Source organism: Bradyrhizobium diazoefficiens USDA 110 (assembly GCF_000011365.1).
GTDB lineage: Bacteria > Pseudomonadota > Alphaproteobacteria > Rhizobiales > Xanthobacteraceae > Bradyrhizobium > Bradyrhizobium diazoefficiens.
Map to the genome: position 1 here is coordinate 5,215,024 of NC_004463.1, position 18,986 is coordinate 5,234,009.

Annotated in this window: 16 protein-coding genes; 9 read left to right on the forward strand and 7 right to left on the reverse strand. The window is 63.9% G+C overall.

The window, feature by feature from the left end; genetic code table 11:
* Positions 1-184: 184 nt before the first annotated feature.
* A complete protein-coding gene (locus BJA_RS23645) occupies positions 185-2,248 on the forward strand; it encodes a DUF1217 domain-containing protein (protein ID WP_011087477.1) in 2,064 nt (687 codons plus the stop codon).
* A 16-nt stretch (positions 2,249-2,264) separates the two neighbouring features.
* On the opposite strand, the gene BJA_RS23650 is transcribed toward BJA_RS23645, so the two are convergent.
* The 3 genes from BJA_RS23650 to BJA_RS23660 all read right to left on the reverse strand — a co-directional run bounded on the left by BJA_RS23650 (position 2,265) and on the right by BJA_RS23660 (position 5,345).
* Positions 2,265-3,125: a PCC domain-containing protein gene (locus BJA_RS23650; RefSeq protein WP_011087478.1), complete on the reverse strand. Its 861-nt coding sequence runs from the start codon at positions 3,123-3,125 to the stop codon at positions 2,265-2,267.
* A gap of 9 nt (positions 3,126-3,134) precedes the next feature.
* Complete coding sequence (locus tag BJA_RS23655; protein ID WP_038967267.1) at positions 3,135-4,742, reverse strand: acyl-CoA synthetase; 1,608 nt, start codon at positions 4,740-4,742, stop codon at positions 3,135-3,137.
* A gap of 105 nt (positions 4,743-4,847) precedes the next feature.
* Complete coding sequence (locus BJA_RS23660) at positions 4,848-5,345, reverse strand: hypothetical protein (RefSeq protein WP_038967271.1); 498 nt, start codon at positions 5,343-5,345, stop codon at positions 4,848-4,850.
* Between BJA_RS23660 and BJA_RS23665 the strand changes: the two genes are divergently transcribed.
* The 5 genes from BJA_RS23665 to BJA_RS23685 all read left to right on the forward strand — a co-directional run bounded on the left by BJA_RS23665 (position 5,332) and on the right by BJA_RS23685 (position 13,652).
* The gene (locus BJA_RS23665; protein ID WP_236842256.1) at positions 5,332-5,805 is read left to right on the forward strand and encodes a hypothetical protein; all 474 of its coding nucleotides are present in this window, start codon (positions 5,332-5,334) and stop codon (positions 5,803-5,805) included. The two genes, BJA_RS23660 and BJA_RS23665, sit on opposite strands and share 14 nt — an antisense overlap.
* Positions 5,806-6,175: 370 nt before the next feature.
* A complete protein-coding gene (locus BJA_RS23670; RefSeq protein ID WP_164930926.1) occupies positions 6,176-11,752 on the forward strand; it encodes a tail fiber protein in 5,577 nt (1,858 codons plus the stop codon).
* A gap of 109 nt (positions 11,753-11,861) precedes the next feature.
* Positions 11,862-12,713 carry an outer membrane protein gene (locus BJA_RS23675; protein ID WP_011087483.1) on the forward strand — a complete coding sequence of 284 codons (852 nt, stop codon included), beginning with the start codon at positions 11,862-11,864 and terminating at the stop codon, positions 12,711-12,713.
* A 136-nt stretch (positions 12,714-12,849) separates the two neighbouring features.
* The gene (locus BJA_RS23680) at positions 12,850-13,365 is read left to right on the forward strand and encodes a DUF3828 domain-containing protein (RefSeq protein WP_011087484.1); all 516 of its coding nucleotides are present in this window, start codon (positions 12,850-12,852) and stop codon (positions 13,363-13,365) included.
* A gap of 11 nt (positions 13,366-13,376) precedes the next feature.
* A complete protein-coding gene (locus tag BJA_RS23685) occupies positions 13,377-13,652 on the forward strand; it encodes a GNAT family N-acetyltransferase (protein WP_011087485.1) in 276 nt (91 codons plus the stop codon).
* Between the two features lie 47 nt (positions 13,653-13,699).
* Here the strand turns inward: BJA_RS23685 and BJA_RS23690 are convergent, their stop codons facing one another.
* Positions 13,700-14,098, reverse strand: a complete 399-nt coding sequence (locus BJA_RS23690; RefSeq protein ID WP_038967269.1) for an SPW repeat protein — start codon at positions 14,096-14,098, stop codon at positions 13,700-13,702.
* A gap of 194 nt (positions 14,099-14,292) precedes the next feature.
* Positions 14,293-15,033 (reverse strand): tetratricopeptide repeat protein, encoded by a 741-nt coding sequence (locus BJA_RS23695; protein ID WP_236842257.1) that lies wholly within the window; start codon positions 15,031-15,033, stop codon positions 14,293-14,295.
* A gap of 298 nt (positions 15,034-15,331) precedes the next feature.
* Between BJA_RS23695 and BJA_RS23700 the strand changes: the two genes are divergently transcribed.
* Positions 15,332-15,607 (forward strand): GNAT family N-acetyltransferase, encoded by a 276-nt coding sequence (locus tag BJA_RS23700; RefSeq protein WP_011087489.1) that lies wholly within the window; start codon positions 15,332-15,334, stop codon positions 15,605-15,607.
* Between the two features lie 51 nt (positions 15,608-15,658).
* On the opposite strand, the gene BJA_RS23705 is transcribed toward BJA_RS23700, so the two are convergent.
* The gene (locus tag BJA_RS23705; RefSeq protein WP_028171860.1) at positions 15,659-16,060 is read right to left on the reverse strand and encodes a DUF3597 domain-containing protein; all 402 of its coding nucleotides are present in this window, start codon (positions 16,058-16,060) and stop codon (positions 15,659-15,661) included.
* Positions 16,061-16,394: 334 nt separating this feature from the next.
* Between BJA_RS23705 and BJA_RS23710 the strand changes: the two genes are divergently transcribed.
* Complete coding sequence (locus BJA_RS23710; protein WP_038967264.1) at positions 16,395-17,303, forward strand: DUF2189 domain-containing protein; 909 nt, start codon at positions 16,395-16,397, stop codon at positions 17,301-17,303.
* Between the two features lie 131 nt (positions 17,304-17,434).
* Positions 17,435-18,259: a lytic murein transglycosylase gene (locus BJA_RS23715; protein WP_011087492.1), complete on the forward strand. Its 825-nt coding sequence runs from the start codon at positions 17,435-17,437 to the stop codon at positions 18,257-18,259.
* Between the two features lie 58 nt (positions 18,260-18,317).
* Here the strand turns inward: BJA_RS23715 and BJA_RS23720 are convergent, their stop codons facing one another.
* A complete protein-coding gene (locus BJA_RS23720; RefSeq protein WP_028171858.1) occupies positions 18,318-18,644 on the reverse strand; it encodes a hypothetical protein in 327 nt (108 codons plus the stop codon).
* Positions 18,645-18,986 lie beyond the last annotated feature (342 nt).

Genomic DNA, 18,986 nt, shown 5'->3' on the forward strand with positions numbered 1-18,986 from the left:
CATACAGCAACAAAACTCGGCACGCGTCACTTGGACACAAACTAAAACTTAAGATTGTATTCTAGAATCGCCTTAAGAAGACGTTGCTGTGAGACAATCTGTTGGCATGAGGCCAGCCCCCACCTCGCGACCCGGCAATGATTGACGGACGTCCAGGACCGTAAGAAGCCGCGAGGAATGCGCGATGGTATCAACGTATTTCAGCTACAACTACATTTCGCACCATCTCAAGCAATCCCTGACGCGGGTCGAACAGCAGACCGACGTCGCGCGAGAGGCCGCCTATTACAAGGCCAACATCGGCAAGGTGAAGACCGTCGATGATCTCATGAAGGATTATCGCCTGTATCATTACGCACTGAAGGCGTATGGCCTGGAAGACATGGCCTACGCCAAGGCTTTCATGAGAAAGGTGCTGGAGAGCGACCTCTCCGACGCAAAGAGCTTTGTCAACAAGCTGGTCGACAAGCGTTACCGGGAGTTTGCCGCGGCATTTTCCTTCAACGGCACTGCGACGCCGGTTGCGCAATCGGAGAACCAGACCGACGAGACGATCGGTCTGTACACGGCAACCAAGAAGAGCCAGGTCGACGCACTTGCGGACGATACGAAATACTACAGCGCCCAGATCGGCAGCATCAGCAGTGCTGATCAGCTGCTGAACAACGATCGTCTCCGCAACTATGTCTATTCGGCATTCGGGATCGATCAAAGCAAGTGGCCGCCCGACACGATAAGCCAGGTCCTGCGCAGCGACCCATCCGATCCGAACAGCTACGTCAACACCGCCTTCGCGTCTCAGTTGACCGGCCTCAACGCCCAGCTCGCTCAAGCCAAATCGGACGTGAGCGCCACCAATACGAAGATCGCCGACTACACGGCCCAACTCTCGCAACCGGGCGCCGACGTGGCTCAGTTGAACGTCCAGATCCTGGTCGAAAAATATCACCTGGAGTCGTACACGAAGAGCATTTCCAGCCTCAACGACCAGATCGCGACGATAGGTGGCTTTGTAGACCTGGCCGGCGCGTTCGAGTTTTCGGCTGACGGGTCGCTGCCGTCGGGTGTGCCCGCGCAGACTGCTGCAAACGTCACGCTCACGACAAAGCGGTTCGACGACAGCAAGTCCGACGTCTATGCGGCGGCAAGTCCCCTGAATGAGGCCTTCGCAACCGTTCAATTCAGAAACGCGATCGGCAAGATCGATTCAGTCCAGGCGTTCGTATCGACTCCAGCCGTGTATGATTTTGCGCTGGGCGCCGTCGGCCTCGATCCTGCAGAGGTCTCGCAGGCCACCGTCAAGGCGGCCCTCGAAAGCGATCTCAGCGATCCCAAGAGCTTCGTCTATACGCTCAAGGACAACCGATACGTCGAGCTCGCGCGCGCCTTCAACTTCGACGCAAACGGCAATCTGACGACCCCCTTGGTGGCTCAGGACTCGGCAAAAGTCCTCCAGACCGCGAAGGACTACGTCATTGCAGTGCTGAAACAGGCAAGCCCTGAGCAGCAGAAAGCGGTTCGAGAACAGGCCCAGAAAGACGCGACGTCCTATCAGGAGGCCATCGCAGGCATCGACAGCGTTTCTGAGCTGCTTGCGAACCGGAAGATGGTCGATTTCATTCTCGTCGCCAAGGGCCTGGACCCCAAGAAGGTCAGCACCGAATATCTGAAGAAGATATTCGCGTCCGATCTGAATAATCCAAAGAGCTTCGCGAACACCGAGAGCGATCATCGCTTTGCCGAGATCGCGGCGTCGTTCAATTTCGACAGCAAGGACAATGTCGCGCGCCTTGCGATGGTTGGTCCTCAGAAGCAAGTCCAGCTGCGGGAAACACAGGCGAACTATCTCCAGCAAAGCCTCGAGCAGCAGCAGGGCGATACGAATCCCGGCGTGCGCCTGGCGCTCTATTTCCAGCGAAAGGCGGGGGAGATCACGTCCGCATACGACATCCTTGCCGACAAGGCTCTTTCGGAGGTGTTCAGGACCACCTTCAATTTGCCTGACTCGATGGCGGCGATGCCAATCGACCAGCAGGCCAAGTTCGTGGACAAATTCATGAAGATCAAAGATCTTTCCGATCCCGCGAAGGTCGAAAAGCTGCTGGGCCGTTTCTCCGCCATGTATGACGTCAAAAACGGCCAGAGCATCGGTCAGGGACAATCCCCCTTGCTCAATCTCTTTCAGGGATCCGGCTCGGGGCTAAGTGACTCTACGTACTTGGCCATTGCCAAGCTACGTTCTCACTGACGATCGCTCGCCGAGATTAGCTCAACACCTCGAGCACCAATTCCATGGTCATCAGCACGGGATTGTCGCCACGGATCAGACGCCCCTCCGCGATGCCGCCGGTGTAGTCGATCAGCGCGACATCGAGCGCCGCTTCGAGTGCACCCGAAGGGCCCGGTGCGATCGCCCCCGCAGTCACCGCAAGCTCCGTCGCAAACGGCTCGGTCACGCCGCCATGGGTGAAGCGGGCGCCGATGGTCGAGCCGACGCCGCCATGAATCTTCGCGCGCGCAATGCCGTGCTCGCGGCAAAAGCCTTCGAGGCAGAAAGCGAAGTCCTGGTTGGGGCGCAGCCGCAGCGCGAAGGCGCGGCTGGTCGTGCGCGCACCAGTGCTCGCAGCCGCAACCGGTCCGAACAGCTTGAAATTGGTCTCGGGATCGGGCTCGGCCGTGAACATCGCGCCGTCGAGGCCGAAGGCCTCGACCTCGAACGGCTCAGTCACGATCGTCTCGTCCGGCAGCATGTGGCCACCGCTTGCCTTGCCGTCTGCCTCGGTCCACAGCCCATGGCAATGAAAGAACGGCGCGCCGTCCCGCGTGCCGAGCGTCATGCGGCCGAGCTTCGTGCGCGTCACGCCCTCGGGCCGGAACGTCTCGCTGTAGAACGCGGCGTTCTCGCCGGTCTTCGACAGCGCCGGCATCACATAGGCAAACGGCCCGAGCGTGCCGCGGCCGAAGTTCAGCACGCCGCCGGCAAAACCTTCCGCCGCAAAGCCGCGGCGTGCGGCTTCCAGCAGCGGCACGCCTGCCTCAAGCATGAACGTGAAAGCGCGTCCCCTCGCCTCCACCCATTGGATGCGTTCTGCGCCAGGTGCGCCCGGCTGCTTGATGCTGCGCATGACCCTCGCTCAGCCTGTTTTCGTCTTGTCGAGGTCGAGCAATCCGCGCGCCTCGAGCTCGTCACGCACCATGCGCTTCGGCACCTTGCCATAACCGGACTTCGGCAGCGCCTCCCAGAAGAAGAACCGCTTCGGCATCTTGTAGCGCGGCACTTTTGGCGACAGGAACGCCGCCATCTCCGCTTCAGTCACGGCCGTCGCACCCTCGCGCGCAACACAGACGGCGACGCCGACCTCGCCCCAGGTCGCATCGGGCACGCCGAGCACGGCAACCTCGCCGACCGCGGGATGCGTCAATATCTTCTCCTCGATCTCGCGCGGATAGATGTTGGAGCCGCCGGAGATGTACATGTCGGAAGCACGGCCGGTGATGTAGACGAACCCCTCCTCGTCCATGTGGCCGAGATCGCCGGTGCGGAACCAGCCGTTGCGGAACGCCTTCGCATTGGCTTCGGGGTTGTCGTAATAGCCGGCGAGCACCGCAGGACCGATTACGCAGATCTCGCCGCTCTGGTTCGCCCCGAGCTCGCGGCCCTCGTCGTCCTGGATCGAGACCTGCATACCGGTGCGCTCGAAGCCGCAAGTGCCGATCTTCGCATGCGGGCCGTCCTCGGGGTCGTGCAGCGCCGCCGGCAGCACGGTGATGTTGCCGGTGACCTCGCCCAATCCAAAATACTGCACGATGACCTTGCCGAGCTTCTTCAGCGCAGCCTTCTGGTCCTCGCGATACATCGGCGCGCCAGCATAGATCACGTGACGCAGCGAGGAGTGATCGTATTTGTCCGCGGCGGGATGCTCGACCATCATCTTCAGGATCGTCGGCACGGTGAAGAGATTGCTGACCCGATGCTTTTCGATCAGGCGGAACGCCTCGTCGATGTCGAATTTCTCGGTCGGCAGCAGCACGGTGCGTACACCGCGCGCGGTCTGCACCAGCTGATGCACGCCGGCGCCATGCGAGAGCGGCGCCACTACCAGCGAGGCATCGTCCTCGGTGACACCAGGCGTCAGGTCGGCGAGATGGTTGGTGACGACAAAGCCCATCTGGCCGTGGGTCAGCACCGCGGCCTTGGAGCGGCCCGTGGTGCCGGAGGTAAAGAAGAACCAGCAGGGATCGTCGTGCTCGACAGCGACGTTCTCGACCGCGTGCCCCGCATGCGATGCGATGGCATCTGCAACCGACGCCTCGCCGAACGCGCCCTTGCCGTCAATGCTCCAGGTGAACGCGAGCGCACCGCCGCTCACGGCCGCCGCGTGCTCGGGAAAATCGACGTGGCACAGAAACGCCTTCGCGCCGGAGGCCTGGGCGAGGTAGGAGACCTCGTCCGGCATCAGGCGGAAATTGGGGGGCACCCAGACCGCACCGAGCCTAAACGCTGCGAACATCGAGAAGAACATCTCATCGCCATTCTTGGAATGGACGAGGATGCGGTCGCCCTTCGCGATGCCGCGCGCGGCGAGCGCCGCCGCCAGTGCCGAGACCTGGGCGTCGATCTCGCGCCAGGTCCAGGACCTGTCACCCCAGACGAAACCGGGACGCGATCCATGCCGCCGCGCATTCTGGGTCAGCATGTGAGCGAGATTCATGACGCGGCGGGACATGCGCAGGGGCTGCATGGGGCTTCCTCTTCGACTGCGGACGGCGCGCAAGCCGCCCGCTCCTTGCTGCCCATTTATCGCCAACGCCCGCACCCCCGCAAGGCCGCCGGCCGCGCACCTGCTCTACGGCTGCTTGAACGCGAACGGCGTCGCCGTGATCGTCTTCTCCTTGACGCAGGCCTGCGCGCCAAAACCGCTGCAATAGCTGCCATGCAGATCGAACCGGATGGTGCGCGCGGCGCCGCGCTTCACCGGCGACGTCACGATCTTGTAGCTGCGGACATAGCCGTCGAACACGGGGCGCACGCTGCCATCCGGCAGCGTCACCAGGATGTCCATGACGCAGCCGCCGGTTCCGCAATAAGTGGTCTCGCGCTCCCCGCATTTTGTGTCGCGGAAATCGACGATGTAGTCGTCGCGGCCGTCACCGGTCAGGTCGATCCGGCGCACCGTGTCCGGCGCAAAGGTTACCGCGCCACCGTCCTGGCTGTCGCACTCCTCGTTGGCGTAGCGCAGCGCCTTCTGCACACCGGCTGGATAGTCGGCCGGGTTGAATGGTCTTGCGTCGTCGGCGCGCGCAGCGGTGACGAGCAGAGCGAGCAGGAGGATGAAACAGCGCATGCGCATTGGTCGTCGGCGATGCCGCAGTCGTTCAGGGATTTTTAAACATGATCGGCGCAACCTCAGCCAGTTCTCGCGTACAGAGTGCCGCATCATGGTCAAAGCGCCCGCCTTCCTCCTGTTGTCGCTGGCGCTTGCCGGATGTGCCGTCGCGCCGCAGGCGCATCTCGCTTCCGATCCGGCCTTCAGGCCTGCCCGCTTTGCCTGGGATGGTGCGGGCGAAGATCCCAATGAGCAGCGCCCCGCCTCGGGGCCATCGCGAACAACGCGATCCGCCGCGGTATCCGAGCGCAACAGTTCGCAAGCCGGACTTCAGCCCTATTCGAAGGAATGGTGGCAGGCGCAGGACGGTATCGAGGCCGAGCAGGACGCCAGGATCAACCGCGCCCTCGTCATCTGCCAGGGCTGCGTCCGCCAACAGCCGAGCGAGGACACGCGCGTGGCCAAGGCCGCGGACTGAAACACACCGGATTGAAGCGGCCGAGCCAGGCCGGGAGACCGCCGCGCCGGAGCCGGTGGGCAACGAGCCGGTCACGCGCGCCGACACGGATCGGCGCGATCATGCGCGAAGATCAACCGCCATTGATGAACGGCGATGCGCTGCGCCCTGCGCGATGTCTCGTTTTCAAACAACTATCGCCAAAAAACGCGGAAAAACGCGACATTTGCCTCGCAGGACGGCGGTCGCGCTCCGGTTGCATGTGCCGCGCGCAGGCTTGTTCCGGCGCAAGCTTCACGCTAGTTAATCGCTGCTTAATGCATTTGTTTGGCTGGCCCGGCGGCTGGCTCCCTGGTGGATATGCGCCGTTTCGGCGTGGAATGTGGTGAGTATGGGAAGAGTTGTTTTCATTGATTCCCGCGTTTCCGACATCGATGCCTTGCTGGACGGGCTGGCCCCGGACGAACAGGCCTTTGTCCTCAACGGCGCCAGCGACGGCTTCGCCCAGATCGCAACCATCCTCAAGAACAACGGCCTGACCGGGCTCGCGTCGATCTCGATCGTCGGTCACGGCGCTCCGGGCGAGATTGAGATCGGCTCATCCGTCATCCACGACGCGGACCTCGCGAACGATGCCGCCGCACTCTCCGCGATCGGCGCCTCGCTCGCATCCGACGGAGCTCTCGCCCTCTATGCCTGCGACACGGCCGCGGGCGCGACCGGAAGCCAGTTCATCTCCGACCTCTCCGCCTATGCCGGCGGCGTCACCGTCGACGCGGCGACGCATGTGATCGGCAATGCCGATCCCGCAAGCTGGACGCTCGACGTCTCGACCACCCCGGCAGCGGCTGCCGTTAGCGCGCCCTTCGCGGAGCAGGCGCTTGCAAATTTCAGCACGACGCTCGGCATCATCGGCCTGACCCCCGGCACGTCAGCGACGTTCCACGGCGGTGGCGCCGCCGTGTCCATCGCACCGAACCTGATCGTAACGGACAGCGCCTCCTCAACACTCTCATCGGCCGTGGTGAGTCTCGTCGGCTTCGTCGCGGGCGACACGCTGAACTTCACGGACCAGAACAACATTCACGGCAGCTACGACGCCGCGCACGGCATCCTCACCCTGAGCGGGAGCGATACGGTCGCCGACTATCAGGATGCGCTGCGCTCGATCACCTACAGTTTTTCGGGGAACGGCGATCCGACCGGCGGCGGCACGCACCAGGTTCGCGATATTACCTGGCAGGTGTCGGACGGGACGAACACGAACATCACGGCATCCCCGATCAACAACGATCAGCCCTCACTCGGGCTGACCCAGCTGATCCCGCTTCAAGGCACCTATCCCTCGCATGGAGACGGCACGTCCGATCCCGGCACCATCGATCTCGGGTCCATCAGGACCTTCGCCGGAAGCCTTGCTCCCAACCACACGGCGCTTGCCAGCGGGCAGCTGCTGTCGATCGCCCAGAACACCGCCCTGTTCTCGCTGTTCGGCACGACCTATGGCGGCAACGGACAGACGACCTTCGAGCTACCCAACCTCCAGGCCAAGCTCACGGTCGGCTCCGAGAACAGCGCGAATTTTTCGCTCGGAGCCAACTACGGCACGGACACGGTCACGCTGGGGACCCAGAATTTGCCCTCGGGCTTCGGCGCGGGGCAGGCTCTCACCAACGACCAGCCTTCGCTGACCATCAACTATCTCATCAACACCGGCGGACCGGGCGCGAGCTCAGCCTCGAACTGGCTCGACGTAGCCGGCGAAATTGTCCCGTTTCTCAGCAATTTTGCGCCGGCAGGATATCTGCTGGCGGCTGGCCAGGTGCTGAACATCGCCGACTATCCGAACCTCTATAACGCCATCGGGACGACGTATGGCGGCGATGGTGTCACGACGTTCGCGCTGCCGGACCTCACCGGCCGCACCATCATCGGGGTCGGAACGAACTCGATCGGCGATTTCCAACTTGGCACGGTCATCGGCCAGGACACGACCACGCTCTCAACGTCGAACCTGCCCCATCCAGTCGGGGCTTCAGCCGACTTCAGCAACTACCAGCCTTCCATCGCTCTGCACTATCTGATCTCTCTCGAAGGAATATTTCCCTCCCAGAGCGGCTCGTACTCGGACTCCGCTCCATGGGTCGGCGAGATCATTTCCTACGCCGGAAACGGCACGGACCTCGACTATATGCTGGCGCACGGCTGGGCCGAGTGCCAGGGCCAGCTACTGTCGATCTCACAGAACCAGGTCCTGTTTGCGCTCATCGGAACGACCTATGGCGGCGACGGCCAGTCCACCTTCGCCCTCCCGGACCTGACCGGTCGCGCCGTCGCGAGCGTGGGCACGAACTCCCAGGGCAATCAGGTCGAGCTCGGCGGGCAATACGGCACCGCCTCCACAACGCTCATCTCGAGCGAGGTGCCTCTGACGGCGAGCGTGCTCGGCATCGTCCATACCGCGCCGACCGTCACCGCAGGTGCCAGCCTGAACTATCCGGTCGGCAGTGCGGCAGCCCTGCTCGACAGCACGTTGATCGTCGCCGACCCCGACAGTGGCGGCAATCTGACCGGCGCGACCATCAAGATTGCCAGCGGCTTCGTCAGCGGCGATGCGTTGAGCTTCATCAGCCAGAACAACATCACCGGCAGTTACAACGCCGCAACCGGCCTGCTCACGCTGAGCGGCACCGACACGCTCGATCATTACCAGACCGTACTGGAATCGATCGCGTTCAGCGCCCCCGGATCGACCGCGCCCGGCTCCCGGACCATCGAATGGACCGTGACCGACGGCTCCTCCAGCAACGGGACCAGCAACACCGCGACCAGCACGGTCAATCTGCTCCACGTTCCGCTCGTCAGCTCGGTCACGGCGGCGACGACGGGCAATGCGACCGATCTCAATGCCGGCAAGGTCGTCACCATTACGGTGGCCTTCACCGACCCGGTGAATGTCACCGGCGCGCCAGAGTTCCAGCTCAGCGACAATGTGATCGCGACCTATCAAGGCGGCAGCGGCGGCACCGCGCTGACGTTCAGCTACACGGTGCAGGCCGGCGACAGCAGCAGTGATCTGCAGGTGCAGAACCTTCTCCTGAACGGCGGCACCATCAAGGACGGCTCGGGCAACGATGCCGTGCTGGCCGGCACAGCCACCGACCTGCACCTGACGATCGACACCGCCGCACCTGTGGTCTCGTCGATCAATTCCGCCGGCAGCAATCCGAGCAACGCGACCAGCGATACCTTCACCGTCACCTTCTCCGAAATCGTGAGCGCGGTCGACGCGAGTGACTTCACTATCGTCACCGGCGGGTCCGTCTCATATGGCGGGATGGTCGTGCTGCCCTTCAGCGGCAGCGTCTATACGGTGACGGTCACCGGCGTCACGGGCGATGGCACGCTCGGCCTCAAGCTCAACGCGTCCGGCACCGGCATCGTCGATCGCGCCGGCAATGCCATATTTGCCGGCTTCGCCGGACAGACCTACACGATCGATCACACCGCTCCGACCGTGACGTCGATTGCCGCGTCGGGCGCCAGCCCGAACAACGCCGGCACCGAACAGTTCACGGTGACCTTCTCGGAGAGCGTCAGCGGCCTGACCGCCACCGATTTCACCCTGACCACGACCAACACACCGGGTGGTATCGCCCTCTCCACCACCGGCATCAGCCAGATCACCTCCGCCGACGGGAAGACCTACACGGTGACTGTCGGCGGCGTCACCGGCGACGGCACCGTGCGCCTCGATTTCAAGAGCGGCTCGAGCGGCGTCACCGACACTGCCGGCAATGGCGCCAGCGCGGGCTTCTCGAGCGGCGACGTCTACACCATTCGACATACCGCTCCGAGCGTTTCGTCGATCGTCGCGAACGGCTCGAACCCGAACAATGCCGGAAGCGATCAGTTCACGGTGACGTTCTCGGAAGACGTCACCGCCGTCGATGCGAGCGACTTCACGGCGACCCGCACCGGCAGTGTCACCGACACCGGCATCGTCCTGACGCCCGTCAGCGGCAACGTCTATACCGTGACCGTCAACGGCGTGACCGGCGACGGCACGCTGCGCCTCGACCTGAACGCTTCAGGCACCGGCATTGCCGATGCCGCCGGCAACGCCGTGGCGAACGGATTCACCGGCGGCGACGTCTACACCGTTCAGCATACGGCCCCGGCCGTGACGTCGGTGAGCGTGCCCGCGAACGGTACCTACGTCGCCGGTCAGAATCTCGACTTCACGGTCAATTTCAGCGAGGCGGTGTCGGTGACGGGCACCCCGGAAGTCGCGATCATGCTCGACACCGGTGGCCTCGTCGACGCCCAATATGTCGGCCAAGGCAGCGCCTCCTCGCTGACCTTCCGCTACACAGTGGCTGCCGGCGAGAGCGATGCCAATGGCGTCGCGCTCGGCAGTGCGATCGTTCTCAATGGCGGCACGATCAAGGACGCGGTCGGCAACGCCGCCGTGCTCACGCTGAACAATGTCGGCTCGACCGCCGGCGTTCGGGTGGATTCGATCGCGCCGACGGTGATGTCGATCGCGACCTCGGGCGCGGGCATCGTCGCAGGCAGCGGCGATCTCAACGCCGGCCATAGCGTCATCCTGACGCTCAATCTCAGCGAAGCGGTCAACGTCGATCTGACCGGCGGCACGCCGACCATGCAGCTCAACGATGGCGGCGTCGCGACCTATGCGGGCGGCAGCGGCAGCAGCGCGCTGACCTTCAGCTATCTCGTGGCTGCGGGTGAGAACGCGAGCGATCTTTCGGTCAACCAGATCCTGCTCAATGCAGGGACCATCCGCGACCTCGCCGGAAACGATCTCACCTTGCCGGGCGGCACCGTCAACCCCGCCGGGATCTTGCAGATCGACACGCACGCGCCGGATATCGTCGCCGTCAGCGCATCGCCCGCGAGCGGCGCGGTCGGAGCCGGCCAGTCTGTCACGATCACGGTCGCCCTCGCCGAAGCCGTGACCTTGTCGGGCGGTGCGCCCACCCTCTCGCTCAACGATAACGGCATCGCCACCTTCGATGCGGCTGCGACCGCGGCCTTGCATGATTCCAGCAAGCTCGTGTTCAACTACACGGTGGGAGCCGGCGACACGCTCACATCTGCGCTGGCGGTCACGGGCATAGATCTGCACGGCGGAGCGATCGGCGACCTCGCCGGCAACGCCGCCAATCTCGGCAATATCGCCACGACATTCACCGGACTTGCCGTGATCGATTCACTCGTCACGGCGCACGCAGACAACAACCGTGTCGTCGCCGGCCAGACCGTCACCGCCGATGCCGCGCACGGCCTGCTCGCCAACGACACCGACACCAACCCCGCCGATCACGTCGTGGTCAGCGCCGTCAACGGGCTCGCCGGCGCCGTCGATCACAGCATCGCAGGCGCCTATGGCAGCCTCACGGTGCATGCCGACGGCAGCTATTCCTACGCTGCCAGCGGCGGCGTCACCGGCGTCGCCTACGACAACTTCACCTACACCGCGAGCAACGGCCATGCGGCGCCCTCGACATCGACGCTGACCGTCCAGGTGATCGGCGGCAACCAGAACTTCGTGTTCGTTCCCGCCGGCGGATCCGCCACCACCGGTTATGGCAATACCGTCCTCGACGGCAGCGCCGGCGGCGCCACCATCACGGCCGCCTCGACCTTCAACGCCCACGAGATCCTGATCGGCGGCCCCGGCGACACGCTGATTGCCGGCAATTACGGCCGGGATACGTTCGTGTTCGCCGGCGATTTCGGTCACAACACCATCAACAACTTCCATACGGCCCTGGACGACATTCAGCTGCAGGCATCGCAGTTCGGAAGTCTCGCCAACGTCTTCGCGGACCTGCATCAGGTTGGGGCGGACACCGTGCTCACGCTCGACGCTACTCACGTGGTCACCATCACCAACACCGCGTTGGCAAGCCTGACCTCGGCCAATTTCCATCTGGTTTGAGTGCGATCCAGCCTGAAGGCGCTCCGATCCCGACCCGGAGTTGCCAATTGGTCACAGCGTTCAGCCGCCATGTAGCGTAAAATCACGTCGGAATCGGGGAATTGGGCCAATGAAGAATTTCGAGAAACTTGTGCTTGCGGGCGTCGTGGCTGTCGGGGCGGCTTGGGGGACGGCACATGCCGCGGATCTTGCCCCGACCTATAAAATGCCGGTGAAGGCGATCGCCCCGGTTCAGACCTGGAATGGCTTCTATGTCGGCGGCAATGTCGGCTACGACTGGAGCACGGGCTCCACGGGTATTTCCGTCCTGTCGACCGATCCGGCACTGGCGGCCCCGCTCGCCGCGCTGGTTGCGGCCGGTTCATTTCCGACCGCGCTGTCGCCGTCGGCGAAAGGCGTGATCGGCGGCGTCCAGGCCGGCTACAATTGGCAGGTCGCCCCGCAATGGCTGGTCGGCCTCGAGGCCGACTTCCAGGGCGCGGACGTCAAGGGCACGACCACCCAGGCGCTCGCACCGGTCGGCTTCGATGCCACCTCGACGACGGTCAGCAAGGGCATCGACTGGTTCGGCACCGTGCGTGGCCGGGTCGGCGTGCTGGTAGCGCCGCAATGGCTGCTCTACGGCACCGGCGGCTTCGCCTATGGCCGCACCAAATCCTCGTTCAGCACCACCGACGTGACCGGCGGATGCATCGTGGGCGCGACCATCTGCGCCAGCGGCGCCTCCTCGGGGACGAGCACCGGCTGGACCGCCGGCGCCGGCACCGAAGTGATGTTCGCGCCGAACTGGAGCTTCAAGGCCGAGTACCTTTACGTCGACCTTGGCCGGCGGACGCTGAACGTCGCCTCCTCCACCGTTCCGGCCATCGTGTTCACGACATCGACCCCGTTCCGCGAGCAGATCGCCCGGGTCGGCGTCAACTATCATTTCTCGGCCGGCCCCGTCGTCGCCAAATACTGATCAAGACGCCCTGGGTCCGCCGACCCCGTGCACGCATGGCCGAGGCCGATCAGAGCCGCTCTGATCGGCCTTCGCGTTTGAACCTGCCGGGCGCAATCAAGCTCTACTGACGTGCGCACCCCAACCAGGACACTCCATGCTCACCCGTCGCAGCCTCATCGCTACTGTCCTCCTCGCCGGCGTCGGCCCCGCCCTCGCCCAGGCTCCCGCAACCAGTGAACCGCTCGCTATTCTGACTGCGATCTACACCCGCGCCGCCAAGGGCAAGGGCGATGGCGGCGGCGCCTTCATCATCGAGAACAAGGCGGCCAAGGCCAAATATCTCTCCAAGGCCCTGGTCGCGCTATGGGCCAAGGCCGATGCGCATACGCCCAAGGGCGACGTCGGACCGGTCGATTTCGATCCCGTCACCAACTCGCAGGAACCTGACGTGAAGTCGTTCAAGGTTGACGCCGAGAAGATGGAGGCCGACAAGGCGATACTTGCGGTGACCATCACCGGGCACCGCAACGACCGCAAACCCGCCGACCTGATCGTGCGTTACGACTTCGTGCGCGAGGCTGGGAGCTGGCGGATCGACGACATCAAGGGCTCCTCCGACGGCGAAGCCTGGTCGATCCGCAAGATGCTGACAGACTCGCTGAAGAGCTGACCGGAGACGACATGAGCGACGTCATCGACAACAAGGCCCATCACCGTTTCGAGCTGGAGGCGGAGGGATATCTTGCGACCGAACATTACAAGCTCGACGGCAACGTCATCACGTTCGAGCACACGGACGTACCGAAGGAGCTGGGCGGCAAGGGCGTCGGCTCGAAACTAGTGCAAGGCGCGCTCGATCAGGTCCGCGCCGCCGGCTTGAAGCTGATCCCGCAATGCCCGTTCGTGAAGGCGTGGATCGAGAAGCACCCGGACTATGCGGATCTGGTGAAGAGATGACCGAGCAGGCCCACCGATCGCGCGGCGGGCCTGCCGAAATCCGCAGCCTATTGCCCATGCTTCAGCAAATCCTGGTCACTCATGTCCCAGTCCTGCCACAACTGGAGTACGCCGAGGATCACCGCCACTGCGCCCAGACTGGTGTGGTAGATCCGGAGAAAACCTTCGCCGGAATAGCCAAGCACCAGGGGCGAGACAATGAGCCACAGCCCGACCAGGATGGTCGCCACCTCCTGCCAGCGCTGCAAGGCGACATATTCGAGCTGGCTGAGGCCAAATACGACGAGGCCGACTGCGACCGTGTTCAGGACCATCGTGTCGTGTCCGGCAATCCCCGAGCTATCCTGGATGGGGAACCACGGCGACGCAGCAATCAGCGCACCGAGCAGCATCCCGCACCAGTCTTCCCATGTTCGATGAGTATTCAAGAAACCAAAGTCCGACATCGTAACCTCCTGCAAAAGAGGCATACGTCTGCGGCTGGCGATCACGACACTCCGAATGTCTAGCGACCGTGCCGGCCGCATTCGGGCGTATGTCCTCTCAAGGACGTGGGAACCGCGGTGGAACTTGCAAGAGCGACACTGAGGATTTTTTGCGGTCGCCACGTGACGTCCAACGGGTCAAGAATTCACACCGGCTACAGCGCCCCAAGCTTTCGCAGTGCATCATGCGCGACGGGCAGTCCGGGCCGCAACTCCAGCGCCTTCCGGAAATCTGCAATCGCGCCCTGCTTGTCGCCGAGCCGCAAGCGGGCCTGCCCGCGGTTGCTCCATGAGAACACGTCGGACGGATCGTATTGCAGCGCCTTGTCGTAGTCGGCGAGGCCGCCCTTGTTGTCGCCCTGGAAGAGACGGATCATGCCGCGATTGCGCCAGCCGCGCGCATCTGTCGGAGCGATGCGGATCGCGTCGCCATAGTCGGCGGCGGCGCGGTCGAGCTGCTCGTTGTCGCGATACACGTTGCCGCGGTCGATATAGGCGAGCAGATCGGGCGCAAGCTTGATCCGCATGGTGTGGTCGGCGAGCGCATGCGCCGTGTCGTGCTTGCGGGCGTAGACGAAGCCCCGATTGGCGTAGGCGGTGGCATAGTTGGGATCGCGCTTGATCGCCGCGTCAAAATCCGCAATGGCACCGTCGAGGTCGCCCTTGTTGAAGCGCGACTCGCCGCGATTGCTGTAGGCGAGGGCCAGCGACGGATCGAGCTTGATAGCCTCGTCGTAATCGGCGATGGCGCGATCATAGTCGCGCTTGAAGCTGTAGACGCGGCCGCGGTTGTTGTAGGCGCAGGCGTAGGCCGGATCGAGCTGACCGCCTCGTCGAGATCGGACAGCGCGGCATCGAGCTCGCGTTTCTCGGTGAGGCCATGGCCGCGGTTGCAATAGGCGCCGGCGAGCCTGCGGCCGGTCTCGCTCTTCGTCTCAATGACGCTCGAGCAGGCCGTGACCCGTTCGTCCGGCGTGCTCGTCAATCCGACGCAGGCGTCCCAGGCCGGACCGCCTTCGGCCGACGCCGGCGCTGGCGCCGTCGAGGCGAGCGCAGCGAGCAACGCCATGATGCTGAGCGGGACGCGCATTTTCCGGGTATCTCCCCTGCGGCAACCTCCCTTGGTCGCACCTTGGCAAGGGCGGGTTCAGGCGCCTAGATCAGAGCGCAGACATCGCTTCGGAAGGATTACGCATGGCGGCATCGGTACGCGACAACAAAGACAGGAGCCGCTTCGAGCTCGATGTCGGCAGTGACATCGCCTTCGCCAATTACCGGCTGACGCCGTCGGCGGTGATCATCACCCATACCGAGACGCCGCGCGCGCTGCGCGGCCGCGGCATAGCCTCCGAGCTGGTCAAGGGCGCGCTGGATCTGATCCGCCGCGACGGCAGGAAGGTGATCGCCGGTTGCGGCTTCGTCGTCGACTATCTTGACAAGCATCCGGAGGACGCGGACCTCGTCGCCTGAATCAAAAGGGCCCGCGCGAACGCGGGCCCCGAGCAACGACCGAGCGATCGGTCAGTGCTTGATCTCAGGCGGCAGCTTGCCGCCATTGGCAGCGAGCTTGGACATCACCTGCTTGTGCAGCCAGACGTTCATGCTCGCGGAATCGTTGGTGTCGCCGCTGTAGCCGAGCTCCCGGGCGAGATCCTTGCGCGCGGCGAGGCTTGAGTCGATGTCGAGCGCCTTCATGAGATCGACGATCGAGGTGCGCCATTCCAGCTTCTCGCCCTTGTGCGCGGCGACCGCCTTGTCGACGATGGCGGCGACGTCGACGGACGCCATGGGCGCGGCTGCCGGCGCCGATGCGCCCGGCGCGGCCCCTGCGGGGGCACCGGCCGGCGCTGCGCCACCGGCAGGCGCGGCGGAAGCCGGTTGGCTACCGAAGATCGCGCTCATGATTTTCCCGAAAATGCTCATGTCTTCTCCCCGAAAAGGATCCGTTGGAAGGGCCTTGAGTGGCACTTATAGACGAAGTTTCTGCGTTGCGCCCGCGGATCATGCGAACCGACAACCAGCATCAGCTTATCTGCGGCGAAATGACGGCCGAATGACATCGTCGAGGTTGCGGTGCGGCATCGAATCTCACCCAAGCGTGAGGGACAGGACTCGGAATTGAGAGTACGGTTTCCGTTCAGCTCGCGATGCCTTCCGGAATTCGCGCCTGGTTGGGATCGCGATCATCCAAGAAAAGCGGCCGCTTGCGCCGTTTGCCGGCGCCGGATGCGGCCGCATGGCAAGGGAGCTAGCGACCATGGCCACACTTTACCAGGGCAATGTCCCCACAATGGCCCCGCCCGCTGATGCGGCGGGACCAATCATCCGGACGATCCAACTGTCCGACCTGCATGATGCGCTGAGGCGCGGCTGGGAGGATTTCAAGGCGGTTCCGAGCCACGCCATTATTCTCTGCGTGATCTACCCGGTGCTGGGCCTCGTGCTCGCCCGCGTGGTGATGGGCTATTCGGTGCTGCCGCTGTTGTTTCCGCTGGCTGCGGGCTTCGCGTTGATCGGGCCGTTCGCTGCCTTGGGTCTCTACGAGCTCTCGAGCCGGCGCGAACGCCATGAAGAGGCCAGCGCCTGGGATGCCATGGAGGTGCTGCGCTCGCCTTCGTTCGGGGCCATGCTCGGTCTTGGCACATTGCTGCTCGCCCTGTTCGTGACCTGGGTTGCAACCGCACAGGCGATTTATGTCGCAGCCTTCGGCTATGAGGGCGTGACCGGGATCTCGGACTTCATTACGCGCGTGCTGACGACCCGGCAGGGCTGGTGGCTGATCGTGGTCGGCTGCGGCACCGGCTTCCTGTTCGCGCTCGCCGCGCTCTGCATCAGCGCCGTGTCGTTCCCCCTGATGCTCGACCGCCATGCCGGCGCGTTCGATGCCATGGTCACCTCGCTGCGCGTTGTCGCCAGGAACCCGGTGCCGATGGCGGCCTGGGGCCTGATCGTGGCGGTGCTGCTGGCGCTCGGCACGATCCCGGCGTTCCTCGGCCTCGCCGTGGTGATCCCCCTGCTCGGCCATGCCACCTGGCATCTCTACCGCAAGGTGATCGTTTCCGATCCCGGTGCCCGGCCTGTGCCGCCTCCGCCGCATCGTCCGCGCAAGCCCGCCGCCGACTTCCCCGCCAACCTCTTCCCGTGGCGGAATCGGACAGACGCCTAACGATCTCGTGACATCCGGTCCTGCCCGGCTCCGGGCGGGACCGGCCCCCGTCATGCGCCTTGCTTTGGCCGCGGTTCCGACCGAGATTGCACCTCGCCGGTCAGATCACTTCACGGAATCCATTTCATCTGATGACCCCGACGATTTCTCGTCTCGCTCTCGCAGCCTTAGCCCTCACCACGTCAATCCTCTCCGCCCAGCCAGCGCTCGCCGCCGTTGCCTGCGGCTCGGGCAATTTCGACGCATGGCTTGCTGACTTCAAGACCGACGCCGCGGCCAAAGGCATCTCACAGCAGGCCATTGCTGCCGGGCTCGCCGGCGTGACGCTCGATCAGAGCGTGCTCAACCGCGACCGCTCGCAAAAGGTCTTCACCCAGACCTTCGAGGAGTTTTCCGGCCGCATGGTGCCGCCGCGCATGACGCGCGGTTCCAACATGATGAAGCAATACGGCTCGGTGCTGTCCCGCATCGAGCAGACCTACGGCGTCCCAGGCGAGGTGCTCGTCGCGATCTGGGGCCTGGAAACCGATTTCGGCGTCAACACCGGCAAGTTCGCAACCATCCGCTCGCTGGCGACGCTGGCCTATGACTGCCGGCGCGCCGAGCAGTTCCGCGGCGAACTGATGGATGCGCTGCGCATCGTCCAGCGCGGCGATCTCGCACCCGCCGACATGAAGGGCGCCTGGGCGGGCGAGCTCGGCCAGACCCAGTTCATGCCCTCGTCCTGGATGAAATACGCCGTCGATTTCGACGGCAACGGCAAGCGCGATCTCCTGCACAACGCGCCCGACGTGCTCGCCTCCACCGCCAATTACCTCGCCGGCTATGGCTGGCAGCGTGGCAAGGATTGGCAGCCGGGAAGCCCGAATTTCGCGGTGCTACAGCAGTGGAACAAGAGCGAGGTCTATTCCAAGACCGTCGCCTATTTCGCCACCCAGCTCGCGCGCGCCCCTTAAGATCCCCTGATAAAAGCGTAGGGCCGATCGCCCGGCGACCGGCCCTCTCTTGAAGCGTTTACTTGCCCATGGTGGCGTGCATCGCCTTGTTCAGATGCGCGCCGCACGCACCCATTTTGCCGTTGAGCAGCGAGTCCTGCGCCGCCGCGATCTCCTTCTGCGCGACGAACTTGCTGTCGCCGTCGGCCATGTTCTCGATCGCGGTCTCCGTCTTCTCCAGATTGGATCCGCTGCAGCCGCCCATGGCGTGCTTGGCGGCCTGGGCCGGCGCGACGGCGAACGCGACGGCAGCAATGGCGATAACCCCGAGTAACTTCGTCATGATGTTACTTTCCTTCTCTTCTTCTTGGGACAGACCCAGCGACATTGCCGGAATCTGCGACACGACTTTGCTGCCGACGCGGCAACTTGCCGCAATAAATTCCCCGCGAGAATTGCGTGATGTTGCGCGCCGCGCAGAGCCGCATGCGGAAATTCTGATTTTCATTACAACCTTGTAATCAAGCGCTCACACCCTTGGCGTGTGTGCACCGCATCAACGGCGGACGCACTCGACTTCCGGCGATCGGCCCTCGATACCCGGCTTCGCCGCAAGCCGTTCGGCGGCTCCAGTGGGGCAGGATCGAGCGAATCGCCGCTCCCATCCCCCGGCGTCGGCGGACTCCGTCAGGCCGGCGTAAACCACAAATGATATGAATATTTATTCATTTCTACATCATCTCGCTTC